The sequence below is a fragment of the Mesorhizobium sp. M0618 genome (assembly GCF_040320765.1).
In the GTDB taxonomy this organism is placed as follows: Bacteria; Pseudomonadota; Alphaproteobacteria; order Rhizobiales; family Rhizobiaceae; genus Mesorhizobium.
The window spans coordinates 11,793-26,880 of record NZ_JAMYQH010000039.1 but is presented as its reverse complement, the minus strand read 5'-3'; the positions used below and the strand labels follow the sequence as shown (position 1 = coordinate 26,880).

Here is a 15,088-nt window from a genome sequence, read left to right as displayed (position 1 = left end):
CGGCGCCGTTTGGCGCCGGAGTGGCGCGCTGTTCATTGCCACGACCTCACTGTTTGGCGCACCACCGTCCCGTGAGCATTCGTGTCGGGTGGGCGGCGGCGTGGTGAATTGGTGCGCCGCTAGGCTGTCTCAACGTGATCATGCCGCATTGGCTGTTGGCCAAATCAGCGCCGAACGTTTGCCGCGATGGAGATCCTTGGCAAACACGCAAGCCGAACTGTGCCCAGGAGATAGCTTCAAGGCCGGTGGCATCTGTTGTTTGCATTCTTCGACCACCAAGGGGCAGCGAGTCCGGAACCTGCAGCCGGATGGTGGATTCGTAGGGCTCGGCACCTCCCCGATCATGACCGGAACCCTGCGCTGCTTTTCAGCGATCGGATCCACCTCCGGTGTCGAGGCCAGCAACATCTGCGAATAGGGATGGCCAGGGTGATCGTAGAGTTCCTGCGATGGCCCGTGCTCCACGATCTTGCCGAGGTACATCACGTAGACGCGCGATGCAGCCTGCCTGACCAACGCAAGGTCGTGGGCAATGAACAGGCACGCCACCCCCAAATCTTTCTGCAGGTGCAGGAAAAGGTTCATCACCTGGGCTCGGATGGACAGATCGAGTGCGCTAACTGGTTCATCGCAGATCAGCACTCTTGGATTCACGGCAAGGGATCGGGCAATCGCAACGCGCTGGCGCTGCCCTCCGGACAGTTCCCGCGTGTGCCGATCCTTCAAAGCCTCCGCCAGTCCGACCTGATCCAGGAGCGCCTTGGTACGATGGCTGCGGTCGGATTGTGATTTCAACCCGCTGATCAGCAACGCTTCATCGATCGTCTCACCGACCGTCTGTCTGTCGTTCAGGGACGAATATGGATCCTGAAACACGTATTGAAGCGCCCTGCGGCTTTCGCGCAGTGCTGCACCGGAGAGTGTGGTGAGGTCCACTCCATCAAGCAGGACTCGTCCCGCACTTGCCTTTTCGAGACCCACAATGGTGCGGCCGAGCGTCGACTTTCCGCAACCGGACTCGCCTACCAGACCGACGATCTCGCCCGGATAGAGCTCGATCGAGACGTCGTCGACGGCATGGATGAACTTGCCTCGCTGAACGCTTTTGAAGCGCGTCTGCAGATTTTCGACTTTCAGAACAGGACCGTGCGTCATGCTGCTGCCTTCCTTTGGTTGACAACCGCGCAGGCCACGACAACAGCGCTGTCGGCCGACCGCGCAAGTGGAGGGCGGCTTGCGGTGCATGCGGGAATTGCGAGCTCGCAGCGCGGGGCAAAGGCACAGCCTTTGAATGGCGCGCCCAGCGTTGGCGGTATCCCGGGAAGACCGCGAAACTCCGAACCGATCGGGTCTTCTCGCCGCGGGATCGCGTTGATCAGCCCTCTCGTGTACGGATGGCGTGGGGTCACGAGGACCTTGTCCACGGGACCTCGTTCGGCGGCCCGAGCCGCATACATGACAACGATGTTGTCGGCCGCTCCGGCGACTACCCCCATATCGTGAGTAATCAGCACCATGGCCATGTTGAGCCGCCGCTGCAGGTCCTTGAGCAGTCGCAGGATTTGAGCCTGGACCGTCACATCGAGAGCGGTCGTAGGCTCGTCCGCGATCAGAAGTTTCGGCTCGCCGGCCAGCGCAATGGCAATTACGATGCGTTGCCTGAGACCACCCGACAGTTCGTGGGGGAATTGACGAAGTCGCGCTGCTGGATCCGAGATGCCGACCAGCTTGATGAGTTCCAACGCCCGCTCCTCCGCGGCGCGCGGGGTCATCTTGAGATGGAGTTCCGCCATCTCGGCGATCTGCCTTCCAACACGGCGGACGGGGTTCAGCGCGCTCATCGGATCCTGGAAAATGAATCCGATCGACTTGCCTCGTATCTTACGGATCTCGGATTCCGGCAAGCCGATCAATTCACGCCCGTCGAAGCGCACCGATCCCGACAAGTTCGTCGTCACGCCGGTCGGCATTAGCCCGAGCGGCGCGAAGTTCATTACAGTCTTGCCGCTACCGCTTTCGCCGACGATGGCAAGGCATTCTCCCTGCCGGACGGTGTAGCTGACGCCATCGACGGGACGTACCGCGGCCTTGGCGGTGAGGAGATCGACCGTCAGATTGCTGACTTTCAAAAGGAGTTCGTCATGCATCGGAATTCTCCTTGGCCCAGCCGGCGATCTCAATTCTGCGCAAGGCAAGCGTCCGCCTCGAAAGCGGCTTGGGAATGCGATTAAGTGCTATGGATTCGCCGAGGATGTTGAAACCGATCACCGCAGCAGTCAGGGCTACGCCGGGCAGGATAACCTGGCGCGGATCGGACTCGAGATACGGCAAAGCATCAACAAGCATCTGTCCCCATTCTGGCGTGGGCGGCTGAATGCCCAGACCAAGGAAGCTGAGCGTTGCGACAGCCAAAGCGGCTGTCCCGGCATCCGCCGTCGCATAGACCATCACCGCGCCGATGGTGCCGGGCAGCAAATGGCCGAAGTAAATGCGACATGGGCTGGCGCCCAGCACACGCAGGGCCTCGATATGCGGCTTGCTCATGATGCTGACGGCCACGGCCCGGCTGATACGACCGCTCATCGGCCACCATGCCAGTGACAGAGCCAGTACCATGGTCCAGTAGCCCGGCCCGACGATCCCGATCACGGCAAGGGCAGTGATCAGGCTTGGGATGGACAGGCCGACATCGACGATGCGCATCAGCAGGTCGTCTACCCAACCGCGGTGATAACCCGCGATGGTCCCCATGGCGACACCGACCGTCATTGCAATGATGAGGACCGAGCCAACGCTGACCAATGACGTATTCGCAGCGATGATCAGGCGGCTGAGCGTGTCGCGCCCAAGATGGTCGGTGCCGAGCCAGTGTGGGGCAGTTGGTCCCTGGCCGGTCTCCAGCAAGTTCTGTGCGCTGGGATCTTGTGGGGCGAGCCATGGCGCGAAGCTGCCCAGGGCGACGAAAAGGCCGATCACGATCAAGGCCACGCGGGGCATCTTGTTCAACCGGGCAAGTGCAGGCTTGAATCTATTCATGGTCAGCTCCATTGGCGCCGGATACGGGGATCGGTCATCAGAACTGCGAGATCTACGATCAGATTCACCACGATGAAGAAGGCGAGGAAGATCAACAGGCAGGCCTGCACGACCATGAAGTCCCGGAACTTCACGCCTTGGAGAAAGTAGTCGCCCACGCCCTGCCAGGCGAACAGCGGTTCAACGATGATAGCCGTTGCGGTCATCAGGCCGACCTGGGTTCCCAGTGCATTGATGAACACAGGTATGATGTTTGGCAGCGCGTCCCGGAACAGGATGGCGGTCCGTCCCAGACCTTTGCTTTTGGCCGTCAACACGAAGGGGCTGGCCATAGCCTCTTCCAGTCCCACACGAACGACACGGCTGAGCACGGCGGCGGGCAGCACCGCGACAGTGACCCATGGCAGCACCCAACTTTCCGGACCGCCGAAGCCGAAGGATGGAAAGAGCTGAAAGGTGACGGAGAATCCATAGATCATCAGCGCACCGACGAAGAATGTCGGTGTCGATGCGCCGAGAAGAGCCAAACCGCGCGAAACGCGGTCCGGCAGTGCGTAGGGCCAGAAGGCACCCAGGAATCCGAGAGCCAGGCCGAGCAGGGTCGCAACCACGCCGCTGCCAACGATCAGGGTACCGGTGACCAACATGCGCTTTGGCAAGTCCGCACTGACTTCCTGGCCCGTTCTGTAGGAGATGCCAAAATCTCCTCGGACTGCATCGCCAAGCCAACCCGCGTAGCGCATCAGCAGCGGCTTATGCAGTCCGATCTCTTCGGCAACCTTTTCGACATAACCCGGTGTTGCGACTGCTCCTCTGAGTTCAGCGATGAGAACAGCGACATTTCCCGGAGCCGAAACAACCAGGGTAAAGCAAACCAGAGACGCCATGAACAGCAGTACGAGGGAGTGCTTCAGCCTCTTGCTGATGAAGTGGATCAAAGCGCCCTCCCTCTACTCGGCCAGCACGATATTTTCGTATGGCATGTCGTATTCGGTGACCGGGCTGGTGAAGCCCTGGACCCGCTTGGAGTGCGCCCAGATGCTGGGAACGTAAACCAACGGCGCTATCGCGTCGTTGTCACGCAGCCAGTCGTAAACCTTTTGGATCGATGGCTCTATCTGATCACCAGTTGCTGCCGTCGCCGCGTTGATCAGCGGGTCCAGGTTGGCCGGATCGGTGAACAGCTTGCCTTCGACATCGTTGTTGAAGGTCGAGAGGCACAAGGCCACCACCGTGCCGAACGGATCGTAAGGAGCCCCATAGGTCAAGAAGAAGCCGAGATCGTATTTCCTTTCGAGCATGTCGGTGTGCTTGGAAGCGTGGTCGACAGAGCGGACGATCAAATCGATGCCGATTTCCTTCATCTCGGATTGTATGACTTCGGCCACGACGCGAGAGCCGGGAACGGCGTCGGGACTGACGACAATCTCAAGCGTCAGTGGCGTGCCGTTCTTGGAACGCACGGGCCCACCCGTCCAACCCGCCTTCTCCAGGAGCGCTGATGCGGCCGCAACGTCGCGAACTGGGGCATCATGCTGGGTGCCAGCAAATGGCAATGCATCGGAGAACAGGTTGCCCGCCGGTCGGGCAAAGCCTTGGTAGAGCGCCTGGGAAATCGCCGCGCGATCGATCCCTATGCTGATGGCCTTGCGCACTTGCGGATCCTTAAGCGCTTCGGTGCGATCGGGATTGAAAGCCATCACCAGTGTGACGTTGCCGGGATCGATGACCACGTTGAGCCCTGCGGCCTCGAGTTGCTTTGCCTCAACGGGGGTCAGCGGCGCGATCCAAAACCCGCCGACGAGATCGATCTCGCCAGCGCGCAGGGCTGCAACCCGCGCGCGCGGATCAGGGATGACCTTGGCTTCGAGACGTTGATAAGTCGGCTTGTCGCCCCAGTAGCCGTCGTAGCGCTCGAAAACACTTTGTGTATCGTCAGCGCTAATTTGACGCCAAGGCCCGGTGCCGACGGGTTCGACAAATTTGCCATTCGCATCGACCGATTTGGGGCTAAGGAACCTCGGCGGCCGCGTGTATGAAAGCTCCTGCATGAGCGCCAGCGGCGGCTCCTTGAAATGAAGGGCCACTTGGTGGTCATCGACCACCTCCAGTGATTGAAAATACTTGGAGCAGTTCATCCAGCTGAACTGATCGAGTCCCAGCCAGCGCTCAAGATTCCACTTGCAGCTGGCTGCATCGAACGCTGTGCCGTCCTGGAAAGTGACCCCCTTGCGCAATGTAAGGTGCAGTGTCTTGCCGCCGTCTTCGATCTTCCAGTCGGTCGCAAGGCAAGGCTCGATCTGGCCGCCCTTGCCGTACCGCACCAGCGGATCGAACATCAGGTCCTGAATGGCCCAGATCGCGTAGTGGCTCTGCGGATCGAGATTGCCCGCAGGCTTGGCGATAGCCACTCGCAATGTGCCCGCCGCCCCTTCGGCAAAGGCAAACTTGGTGAAGGTAGCATCGGTTATGGCGAGCCCTAACGCGCCTGACCCGATCTGCAGAAATGTACGCCTGTTGAATGACATTGGTTGCTCCTCTCGTTGCTTATTGTTCCCTGGGGCCTAGGTTGCCTCGAAAGGCACGGGGCCTTTTTTGTATAGACATATTACATTATCGTATACAATCTAATTTAGACATCGTATCCCTTCTAATAAGTTTTTGTGCTCATTTGCGCAGGTGAGGTCTGCACCGCAACCCCGCCTCGCGCGACGACCTTGCCGCGCTTGACGACCAACGCGCGCGGCCGGTGGGACACGACGGCATCGGCGAGTGTCTCGCCTTCCACCAAAACCATGTCCCCCCAGCAGCCGGGCATCAGGCCGTACCTTTCCAGCGCAAGAACTCCGGCACCGCCGCGCGTGCAGACGTCGAGGGCCCATTCGAGTTCATCGTCGCGGCGAAAATTGTTGCGCAAGCCGACAAACATCGCGCGTTCCAGCATGTCACCACTGCCGTAAGGTCCCCAGATGTCACGGATGCCGTCATTTCCGGCGCCGACGACCACTCCAGCACATCGCAATTTGGCGACCGGAGGCGACGGCTGCGATGCCGGCCCGGTGGTAAGAATATGGATCGAAAGCTCCGCCAACTCGTCGATTAGTCGGCCGACATAATCGGCATCGTGCATGCCGAGACAGAAGGCATGGCTGACTGCCACCCTTCCCTGCATGCCGAGTGCACGGGTGCGTTCGATGATGAGTTCGAGCGAAAAGGCGCCAAGCTCTCCCGCTTCGTGCAAATGTATATCTATGGGCCGGCCAAAACGTTGAGCGAGGTCGAAAATTGCATCGAGGTGCCCTTTGGGATCGCGATCAACCCCAGCAGGGTCCAGCCCGCCGACCACCTCGGCGCCCATTTCCAACGCCCGTCGCATAAGTTCGACAGTGCCAGGCCGGATCATCATACCGCCTTGAGGAAAGGCGACGATCTCAATATCGACGAGGTCTCGTAGCTCGTCACGAGTGCGCATGACGCCCTCTACACCGGCAAGGCCGTGCACGGTGTCGATATCGACGTGGCTACGGATATGGGTGGTGCCTTGCGCCACTGAGGCAAGCGCCTGTCGACGCGACTGGCGGACCGGATCGATACCCAAGCGGATCTTGGCTTCACGCTCGGTCTCGATCTTGTCTATCAAGCGAGGGCCGACTTCATTGCGATACCACGCCATTCCGATCATCGATTTATCGAGGTGGGTGTGCGCTTCGACCAAGCCCGGAACGACGATGCGACCTCCGCCGTCCTCCACCAGCCCGCCCAAAGGTGAAAGCTCCGGCTCGACGCGGGTAATGCGGCCATTCTCAATAAGAATATCCACATTGGCGCCAGCCATCGGGCGCACATTTCTAATCAACAAATTGGTTGTCATGCGGTGCGCTCCTCCCAGAGGCAGCCTATCGTCTGCGGCACGGCGACGGCCGCGCCTGCAGGTCCGTGTACGTAACTACCGCATAATTGTATACCTATTTCAAGATAAATCGTATCCCATATTGACAAAAATATATCTTGATCGATAAGTTGCGGGAGCTTAGGGGGATGCGATGACCAAATCGAGTCGAGCCGAAAACGTCTACTTGTCGCTGCGTCGCGCCATCATTGAGCAGGCGCTTCGCCCCGGTATGAAATTGCCCGAAGACGCGATCGGCGAGCAGTTCGGCGTTAGCCGGACCAGCGTACGAAACGCGCTTGTCCGACTGAGTGCCGAAGGCCTGGTGGAGGTGAGGAATAATCGCGGAGCCTGCGTCGCCGAGCCGACGCTCGAGGAAGCGTTAGATATATTTTCCCTACGACGCTGCCTGGAGCGCGAGGTAGTGGACCGGCTTTCGCGAAAGATCACACCCGCTCAATTTGCGGCACTTGAGGGCCACGTCAAACTTGAAAGGGACGCAGTAAACACGAGCGGACCATTATCGATACGGCTGGCGGGCGAATTCCACATTCTGCTGGCCGAACTCACGGGATCGAAGCCGCTGACCCGATATGTCAGCGAGATTGTATCGCGCTGTTCGCTGATCCTAGCCTTGTACAGCCGTCCGCACTCCGATCAATGCGGCGTCGACGAACACGTCGAAATCATTCAGGCGCTGCGCCAACACAATCCCGAGCGCGCCATGCATGCGATGGAACACCATCTCGAGGCACTCGAGGCTCGGGCGCAAATCAGCGATCAAACTGAGCCCGACGTTCGCTCCATCCTGAGTACATACGCTCAGGCAGGGTGACCAACTCTCAAGCAGCTTGGCAAAATTCAGGAGGATATAATGCTCAACCCCCAGCCCGAGCCGGTGGGGCAGCGGAGCCGCGTGAGCATCGACTTCGCCCGCATCTCGGCACGCGAACGCTACAAGCTGCTGATCGGGGCAGTGGTGCCTCGGCCAATCGCTCTGGTGACCACACGACACCCCGACGGGACTGTCAATGCTGCGCCCTACAGCTTCTTCAATTGCCTCTCGGCCGATCCTCCAATCCTAGCCCTGGGTGTGGAGAACCATAGTGACATGTCCTTCAAAGATACGACGCTCAACATCCGACTGACTGAGGAATTCACAGTCAACATCGTGGACCATGCGCTGGTTGACGCCATGAACGTCTGTGCCGTCCCATTTCCTTCCCACATTGACGAACTGGCCGAGGCCGGACTGACGCCTGTGCCCGGTGAGACGGTCCAATGCCCCTACATTTTCGAAGCGCCTATAGCCTTCGAATGCCGCCGACATTTGACGCTTGGCCTGGGTAAGTCGCGCGAGATTGTCCTTGGTCAAGTTATGCGGATGCACATTCGTGAGGATCTTGTTGACCAGGAGCGTTTCTATATCGATCAACTCGCGCTAGACGCCGTCGGCAGAATGGGTGGACACGGTTATTCGACCACCCGCCACCAGTTTGACCTGCCAACGATGTCGCATGAGCAATGGTTGGCAATGAGGCCTATGCCACCCAACACCGATGGATAGCGCCCTGATCGCGCAACGCGCTCGTCGCTTCAATCATCCTTCCTGATCGGGCAGAGACGCTGCTTGCGGCCAAGGACCCTGCCGATGCCGGGCTGGGAGAATATTCACTGCAGCTGGGCTACAGCGCACTGGAAGCTGTTAAAAACCCTTGCGGCAAAGGGTTTCAAGATCCGCCTTTGTCATTTCCTCGATGCCGAGCGCAGGAAGAATATCATTATCTCCCTTGAGATCCCGGCCATAAGCCGCCGACAAGATGGAAATTCCGGATTCATGGAGTGTCGCCGGATTTCCGCTGATCTTCCCCAGAACGGCAGTCGGTAGCAGGCCGAACGGAACATCCTCGAGAATATAGCGGCTCTGGATGGTTGTCGGGCCAAACCCGCCGCGGCCTAGACGATCCATCTCCTGGTTCATTTCCGAAACAGTGCCCATGGGGACGTGGAACGACAATGAAAAATGTTCCTGGACGGTACGAACCGCGATACCGAAATGGGCAGCGATGGCCAACCGTTCGGCATCCAGAGCCTCGATCAAGCGACCAACGGCAGGAGTGACATTTCCCCCCTGGCTCCACTGCTCGGCCTTCTCCATGCGTGTGAGATTGAGAAGGGCAATTCCCAGATGGTTTTGCGGATTGAGGTTGCTGAGCGCAATCGCCAGCAGACCATCCCGCTTGACGAAACGATCGCCGAACAAGGCCGTGCAAAGCTCGTACCCTTGGTCGAGCGCATCGAAAGGCAGCGTCGCAACATCAAGCTTCTGGCGAATGGAAGTGACATTGACTTCGGTTGATCCGAGCTGGCGCCCAGTCAGTAGTGTTGTGCCCCAAACGACGATCGGCAACCTGACTTTGCGTTCGGCCAACCGCTTGGAGAGATACAGCGCCCCGAACGAACTGTGCGAACTGATGATGACCGGAATTCCATCTGCCAGATGAGGGACGGCGGCGTCCATCACCATCTTGTGGCCGTAAGCCGGAAGCGCGATCACCACCACGTCCGCGTCGTCGATAGCATCTCTACAATCCTTGGCAATGCGCACCGGCACCGTCGCCTCGATATCCCCCGTCGCCTTCAATAATTCGCCAGCAGCCAACGTTCTGGTGCGGTGTCCGGACGGTGACCAAAGTGTTGGCGAGTGTCCCGATTGTGCCAAATAGACCGCAAGGCCATAGGCAATTGCTCCGGCGCCCAGAATACTCACGCGCATAACATTCCTCCTGTTGCAGGCTTTATGGTTCGAGAATCCTTGCTGTCCCCGCCTGCAAGTTTTTTCATCACGAGGTTTCGAATTGCAGTCACGTCGGTTGCCCCTGGCCGTTTCGATCAAGGGCTCCGGCTCTGAGCCGGCAAGCGCCGCTGCGAACATTAGTTTCCGCTTGACATATATCAAAAATGAATGAGACGATGTCAATCATACGGATTTCACATGTAGGGAGAATATGGAAACTCGGGACCTTCAGACCTTCCTTGCGGTTGCTGCCAGCGGCAGTATTACCAAGGCGGCTGACATGCTCGGGCGTTCTCAACCTGCGGTGACACGCACCATTCAGGATCTTGAGGGCGAACTTGGCTTCGAATTGCTGCACCGGGTCGGTCGACGGGTGCAGCTATCTGAAGAGGGTGTCGCATTTGAAGAAGAAGCGCGGCGACTGCTGATGTCCTTCACCGAGCTCGCGGCGCGGGCCAAGATGATCGCCGCCGGCCGGGGTCGGATCCTGCAGATTGTCACAACCTCTGCGATCGGCACTGGCCTAATCCCGACGGCCATGGCCGAGCTCAAGGGTATCGAGCTTCCGCACGAGACACATCTCGGACAGTTTCTTCCCTCCATCGTCGCCCAGGAAGTGCGCAGCGGTCGTGCCGAGATCGGCTTTTCAAGCCTGCCGCTCGATACGCCCGGTCTGGATGTCCTGCGGCTCTATTCGGCGCCCGATGTCGCTGCTGTGCGGGAGGACGATCCGCTGGCTGAACTTGACGTCATACCGCTTTCAGCTTTTGCCGGTCGCCGCGTCGCTACCTTGCTCAACCCGCTGCGTTTCCAACTGCATGTCTCCAAGGCATTGGCGGCCAGGGGTATCGACACCGGGCCAGTGATCCGCACGAATACTGCCTATGGCGCGTTGCAGCTTGTGCGCCGGACCGGCGTTGCCGCTGTCATTGATCCCCTCACCGCCTATGGCGTGGCCTTGCCAGGGGTCGCCATCCGCCCGATTGACGCGACCGTTCTCTTTTATTGGGGTGTCGTGGCTGCCGCAAAACGTCCCCTTCGCCCAGTCGCGCAGGCGCTGATGGAGGCGGTCGAAGCGGTGGCTGAACGGTCGATTGTCGGCTTCAAGAAACTCGATCCGGCCTTGGCCAGCCAATTGGTGAACGATCCCGCGTCGGGCACAAATAACGGAACGGGAATATGAAGCATACTCCTACCCCGGCAGCATCGACAGGCCTTGCCGCGTTGGAAGCCCAACTCGCGCAGGATCTCGACTTCCTCGAATTGCCTGCTAAGCCTTGGGTCCCCACACGCATGCATGAGGGCGCCCCGGTCCGTGATGTCGTCGTGATCGGCGCCGGCATGTGTGGACTTGCTGCCACGGCAAAGCTGGTGCTGACGGGGATAACCAATGTCGTCGCCTATGACGCGGCTCCGGCAGGGCTCGAAGGGCCGTGGGTAACGTTTGCCCGCATGCAAACGCTCCGGTCGCCGAAAACCCTGCACGGTCCGTCGCTCGGCCTGCCGCAATTGACGTTCCGCGCCTGGTTCACGGCGCAATGGGGCGTTGAGGCCTGGCGGTCGCTGGACAAAATCCCCAAGGGCCAGTGGATGGATTACCTGGTCTGGTACCGCAAGGTCCTGGCTCTGCCATTGCGCAACAGCGTGCGCATGACCGCCGTCGAACCCGTTGGTGATCTGATTGCGATCGATATCGAAGGCGCGGAATCCGGCCGGGTTCTCACCCGTCGTCTGGTTCTGGCCACCGGTCGCTCCGGTCTGGGCGGTATTGCCGTACCCGATTTCCTCAACGGGATCGATCGCGCCTATTGGGCCCATTCTGCCGACGACATCGATTTCGATGCGCTGAAAGGCAAGCGTGTGGCAGTTATCGGCGCCGGTGCCTCTTCCATGGACAATGCTGCGACCGCACTCGAGTCGGGCGCCGATTCTGTCGACATGTTGATCCGGCGCAAGGAGATGCCGCGCATCAACAAGCTGACCGGCATCGGCAGCCCGGGTGTCGTACTCGGCATGCATGAATTGCCCGATGCCTGGAAGTGGAAGTTCTTCGACTACACCGCCTCCACCCAGACGCCGCCGCCGCGTTCATCCACGCTTCGCGTGTCTCGCCACGCGAATGCCCGGTTCTTTCTCGACTGCGGCATCGTAGCGGTAAGGGAAGATCCGGATGGCCTGCTGATCGAAACAACACAAGGGCCAATGTGCTACGACTTCCTGATCGCGGCAACCGGCTTTTCAAATGACTTCAACGGCCGCCCGGAATTCGCGGCGATCGCCCCACATATCCGCACCTGGTCGGATGGCCGATATAGGCCGGATATGGGGCCGGGTCGTGCAGGCATGTCGGACGCGCCGGATCTCGGTCCTGCCTTCGAGTTTCGCGAACGCGTCCCCGGCTCCTGCCCGATGCTTGCACATATCCACTGCTTCAACGACGCCGCCATGCTGACGCACGGCAAGGTCTCCGGCGACATCCCGGCCGTCAGCGCCGGTGCCGACCGTCTTGTGCGCGGCATTGCCGCATCGCTGTTTGCCGAGGATGTCGAAACCCACTTCGCCAATCTGATCGCCTACGACACGCCCGAACTTCTGGGCGACGAGTGGGTCGATTCAACACCCTTGTTGCACAAGGAGGCCGCGCTGTGATTGACGCAATGGACAAGGCAGCGGGTCTTTCACCGGACGATGCCCTTTTCGCTGCACGGCGGTTTCGGCCCGAATTCGTGCGAGGGGCCGAGGAATGTCGCCTCTCGGTGCTGCACCCGGCAAACGATCAGGGGCTGGCGCCGAATTTGCGTGTTGCTCTTGCCCGTCGCATGGCCGCCCTGAATGCCGATCCGGTCCTGGTGGCCGAATATGATGTTCAGCTGGATCAGCTTGATCCTACAGAGCAGCTTCTGGCTGTAGCCCAGGGCGAGACGGCTCTGGAAGAACCATTGGCGACTATCGCCCGGCACGCCGACCTGGTCACGGTGACGCCAAAAAAGGCCGAGGCGAGCGACATCGCCCTGCTCGCCCAGGCCGGATTGAGCAATCCTCAGATCGTTGCGCTCTCCGAACTGATTGCCTTCGTCAACTTCCAGACGCGGGTAGCGACCGGCTTGCGATTGATGAGGTCGGCATGATTTCCTCGGTGCGCCTGAAGCCGCTGAACTGGCAGCCATACATCGCGCCGGTCAAGCTATCCGAAGCCACGCCGGAACAGCTTGAAGCGATGAAGGTTACGCCTTCGGCCAAGAAAGTTTCGGAATATGTGCGCACCCTTGCGCATGACCCAGAGAGCTATCTTGCCCGCACGGTTCTGTTCAACGCAATCATGTATGTCGAAGGCGGGCTCGCCCGTCCCGACCGCGAACTTGGCGCATTGGGGGCCTCGATCGTCAATGGCTGCAAATTCTGTGCCGTTGTCCACGCCCGCCGGCATGCGGAGTTGACCAAGAGCGACCAAGTGGTCACCGCACTTTATCTCGACAAACCTGAAGCGCTCGGCCAACGCGATGCGGCAATCTACAGCTTTGCCCGCCGCCTGTCGGCGGCGCCGTCGGAAGCGACGGCAGACGACATCGCCGCGCTTCGATCAGTTGGCATGGATGACCGCGAGATCATCGATCTGATCCACGCCATATCGATCTTCGGCTGGGCAAACCGGCTGATGCACGTTCTCGGCCATGCGGAGAGCGGGTGATGATGTCGCATGCGGTCAAAGCACTCCGTCCCACACTGTGAAGGGCACCAACCAGAATGCTTGAACTCAAAGATATAAAGCTGTCCTACGGAAGCACGCAGGTTCTGAACGGCGTCAATCTCTCGGTAAAGCGGGGTGACGTGGTGTCGATCATCGGCCCCAGCGGCACCGGCAAGACCACGTTGCTGAAATGCATCAACTACCTTGCCAAGCCGTCCTCAGGAACCATCGCGTTCGATCAGATTCGGATGGATTACCAGCGTGCCGATAAGACCGCTGTCCAGGCGATCCGGTTGCGAACGGCGATGGTCTTTCAGCAATTCAACGTCTTCAAGAACATGACGGTCCTGCAGAACGTGATGGATCCCCTGGTGATCGTGCAGCGCAAGTCCGCGGACGAGGCGCGGGAGATCGCCTTGCGGGAGCTCGAGCGGGTCGGGCTCACCCCGAAGCGAGATAGCTATCCCTCCCAACTGTCGGGCGGCCAGCTCCAGCGCACAGGCATTGCGCGCGCCCTGGCAGTTCGACCCGACGTGATACTCTTCGACGAGCCTACGTCATCGCTGGATCCCGAGCTCGTCGGTGAAGTTCTAAAGGTGATCAAGGATGTCACCTCGTCAGGGATCACTTCGCTGCTTGTGACCCACGAGATGCAATTCGCAAAGAACATCTCCAACCGGATCGTCTTCATGGATCGTGGCGTGGTCGCCGCCGATGGCAGCCCGGCTGACATCTTCGACGCACCGTCCAGCCCACGACTTGCTCAATTTCTGCAGTCAGAACTCGCTTTTCAATAATCCAACAAGAAGGGAACCTAAGACATGTCTGCGATCACATCCAGTTTCTCTCGCCGCTATGCCCTGGCCATCGCCGGCGGCATCGCGATTGCCCTTGCAACGGCGGGGATCAGCTATGGCCAGACCGTTCGCACGATCAAGATCGCTACGTCTGCCGAATCCAAGCCGCTTGCATGGGGCGCGATCGGCGTCGAGCCGCAAGGCTATGAGCCCGATCTTCTGAAGGCGATCAACGCAAAGCTGCCGCAGTACAAGTTCGAAATGGAAGGCGTCTCCGACATTGCCCAGGAAACCGGCCTCGCCACGGGCAAGTACGACATCGCGGTCGGTGGCTACTACAAGTCGCCCGAGCGCTCCAAGCAGTTCCTCATTCCGGAAAATCCCATGGGCGCCAGCCTGATGAAGATCTACAGCAAGAAAGACAGCGGCATTAAGGAAATGAAAGACCTGGTCGGCAAGAGGATCGTTCCGACCACGGCCGGTGGTGGAACCTACAAGTTCATCATGAATTGGCAGAAAGAAAACCCGCAATACAAGCTCGAAGTCACGGCATCGAGTGCCGGTATCCCCTACCCGAACCGGCTGGACGAAGTTCAGAACGGCAAGTTCGACGCTCTCGTCCTGCCGTCGAATCTCGGTGAGCAGACCGTCATCGAGCAAAAGAAACTCGATATCGTGGCGTCCGAACCAGTGTTCAGCAACAACACCTACATGCTGATCCACAGATCTGACGAGAACAAGGTTCTGGCCGACGATGTGAACAAGGTTCTCAAGGAATTGAAAGACGACGGCACGATCGAAAAGCTCTCGCAGAAGTGGTTCGGCGAGGGCATCGTCCAGTACATGAAATAGCACGGCCGTCGACGACCATATTCGCTAGT

Annotated in this window: 15 protein-coding genes; 8 read left to right on the top strand and 7 right to left on the bottom strand. The window is 59.4% G+C overall.

The annotated features are described in order from the left end of the window. Positions 1-138: 138 nt before the first annotated feature. The 6 genes from NKJ04_RS29700 to NKJ04_RS29675 all read right to left on the bottom strand — a co-directional run bounded on the left by NKJ04_RS29700 (position 139) and on the right by NKJ04_RS29675 (position 6,907). Positions 139-1,155, bottom strand: coding sequence for an ABC transporter ATP-binding protein (locus NKJ04_RS29700; RefSeq protein ID WP_352679042.1), 1,017 nt, complete (start codon positions 1,153-1,155; stop codon positions 139-141). After that, positions 1,152-2,147 carry an ABC transporter ATP-binding protein gene (locus tag NKJ04_RS29695; RefSeq protein ID WP_352445366.1) on the bottom strand — a complete coding sequence of 332 codons (996 nt, stop codon included), beginning with the start codon at positions 2,145-2,147 and terminating at the stop codon, positions 1,152-1,154. Before NKJ04_RS29695 ends, NKJ04_RS29700 begins: the two co-directional genes overlap by 4 nt. After that, entirely contained in the window at positions 2,140-3,048 is a 909-nt protein-coding gene (locus NKJ04_RS29690) for an ABC transporter permease (protein WP_352679039.1), read from the bottom strand. The genes NKJ04_RS29695 and NKJ04_RS29690 overlap by 8 nt, the downstream gene beginning before the upstream one ends. Next, positions 3,039-3,974, bottom strand: a complete 936-nt coding sequence (locus NKJ04_RS29685; RefSeq protein WP_352679036.1) for an ABC transporter permease — start codon at positions 3,972-3,974, stop codon at positions 3,039-3,041. The genes NKJ04_RS29690 and NKJ04_RS29685 overlap by 10 nt, the downstream gene beginning before the upstream one ends. A gap of 12 nt (positions 3,975-3,986) precedes the next feature. After that, a complete protein-coding gene (locus tag NKJ04_RS29680; RefSeq protein ID WP_352679033.1) occupies positions 3,987-5,564 on the bottom strand; it encodes a nickel ABC transporter substrate-binding protein in 1,578 nt (525 codons plus the stop codon). 122 nt (positions 5,565-5,686) lie between these two features. Next, entirely contained in the window at positions 5,687-6,907 is a 1,221-nt protein-coding gene (locus tag NKJ04_RS29675; protein WP_352679030.1) for an amidohydrolase family protein, read from the bottom strand. 172 nt (positions 6,908-7,079) lie between these two features. Here NKJ04_RS29675 and NKJ04_RS29670 point away from each other — a divergent pair, with 172 nt between their 5' ends. After that, a complete protein-coding gene (locus NKJ04_RS29670) occupies positions 7,080-7,760 on the top strand; it encodes a GntR family transcriptional regulator (protein ID WP_352442495.1) in 681 nt (226 codons plus the stop codon). A gap of 39 nt (positions 7,761-7,799) precedes the next feature. Continuing rightward, entirely contained in the window at positions 7,800-8,492 is a 693-nt protein-coding gene (locus tag NKJ04_RS29665; RefSeq protein WP_352679026.1) for a flavin reductase family protein, read from the top strand. Between the two features lie 138 nt (positions 8,493-8,630). On the opposite strand, the gene NKJ04_RS29660 is transcribed toward NKJ04_RS29665, so the two are convergent. Next, positions 8,631-9,701, bottom strand: a complete 1,071-nt coding sequence (locus NKJ04_RS29660) for an NAD/NADP octopine/nopaline dehydrogenase family protein (protein ID WP_352679023.1) — start codon at positions 9,699-9,701, stop codon at positions 8,631-8,633. A gap of 232 nt (positions 9,702-9,933) precedes the next feature. Here NKJ04_RS29660 and NKJ04_RS29655 point away from each other — a divergent pair, with 232 nt between their 5' ends. Genes NKJ04_RS29655 through NKJ04_RS29630 form a run of 6 tightly spaced genes read left to right on the top strand, consistent with a single transcriptional unit; the run spans position 9,934 to position 15,059 of the window. Next, complete coding sequence (locus tag NKJ04_RS29655) at positions 9,934-10,905, top strand: LysR family transcriptional regulator (RefSeq protein WP_352679020.1); 972 nt, start codon at positions 9,934-9,936, stop codon at positions 10,903-10,905. Then, a complete protein-coding gene (locus NKJ04_RS29650) occupies positions 10,902-12,371 on the top strand; it encodes an NAD(P)-binding domain-containing protein (RefSeq protein WP_352679017.1) in 1,470 nt (489 codons plus the stop codon). The genes NKJ04_RS29655 and NKJ04_RS29650 overlap by 4 nt, the downstream gene beginning before the upstream one ends. Positions 12,372-12,379: 8 nt before the next feature. Next, positions 12,380-12,850 carry a CMD domain-containing protein gene (locus tag NKJ04_RS29645; RefSeq protein ID WP_206535270.1) on the top strand — a complete coding sequence of 157 codons (471 nt, stop codon included), beginning with the start codon at positions 12,380-12,382 and terminating at the stop codon, positions 12,848-12,850. Further along, complete coding sequence (locus NKJ04_RS29640) at positions 12,847-13,410, top strand: peroxidase-related enzyme (protein WP_023809595.1); 564 nt, start codon at positions 12,847-12,849, stop codon at positions 13,408-13,410. Before NKJ04_RS29645 ends, NKJ04_RS29640 begins: the two co-directional genes overlap by 4 nt. A 56-nt stretch (positions 13,411-13,466) precedes the next feature. Continuing rightward, positions 13,467-14,207, top strand: a complete 741-nt coding sequence (locus NKJ04_RS29635) for an amino acid ABC transporter ATP-binding protein (RefSeq protein WP_352679014.1) — start codon at positions 13,467-13,469, stop codon at positions 14,205-14,207. Positions 14,208-14,231: 24 nt separating this feature from the next. Beyond that, positions 14,232-15,059 (top strand): transporter substrate-binding domain-containing protein, encoded by an 828-nt coding sequence (locus NKJ04_RS29630; RefSeq protein WP_352552261.1) that lies wholly within the window; start codon positions 14,232-14,234, stop codon positions 15,057-15,059. The last annotated feature ends 29 nt before the right edge of the window (positions 15,060-15,088 follow it).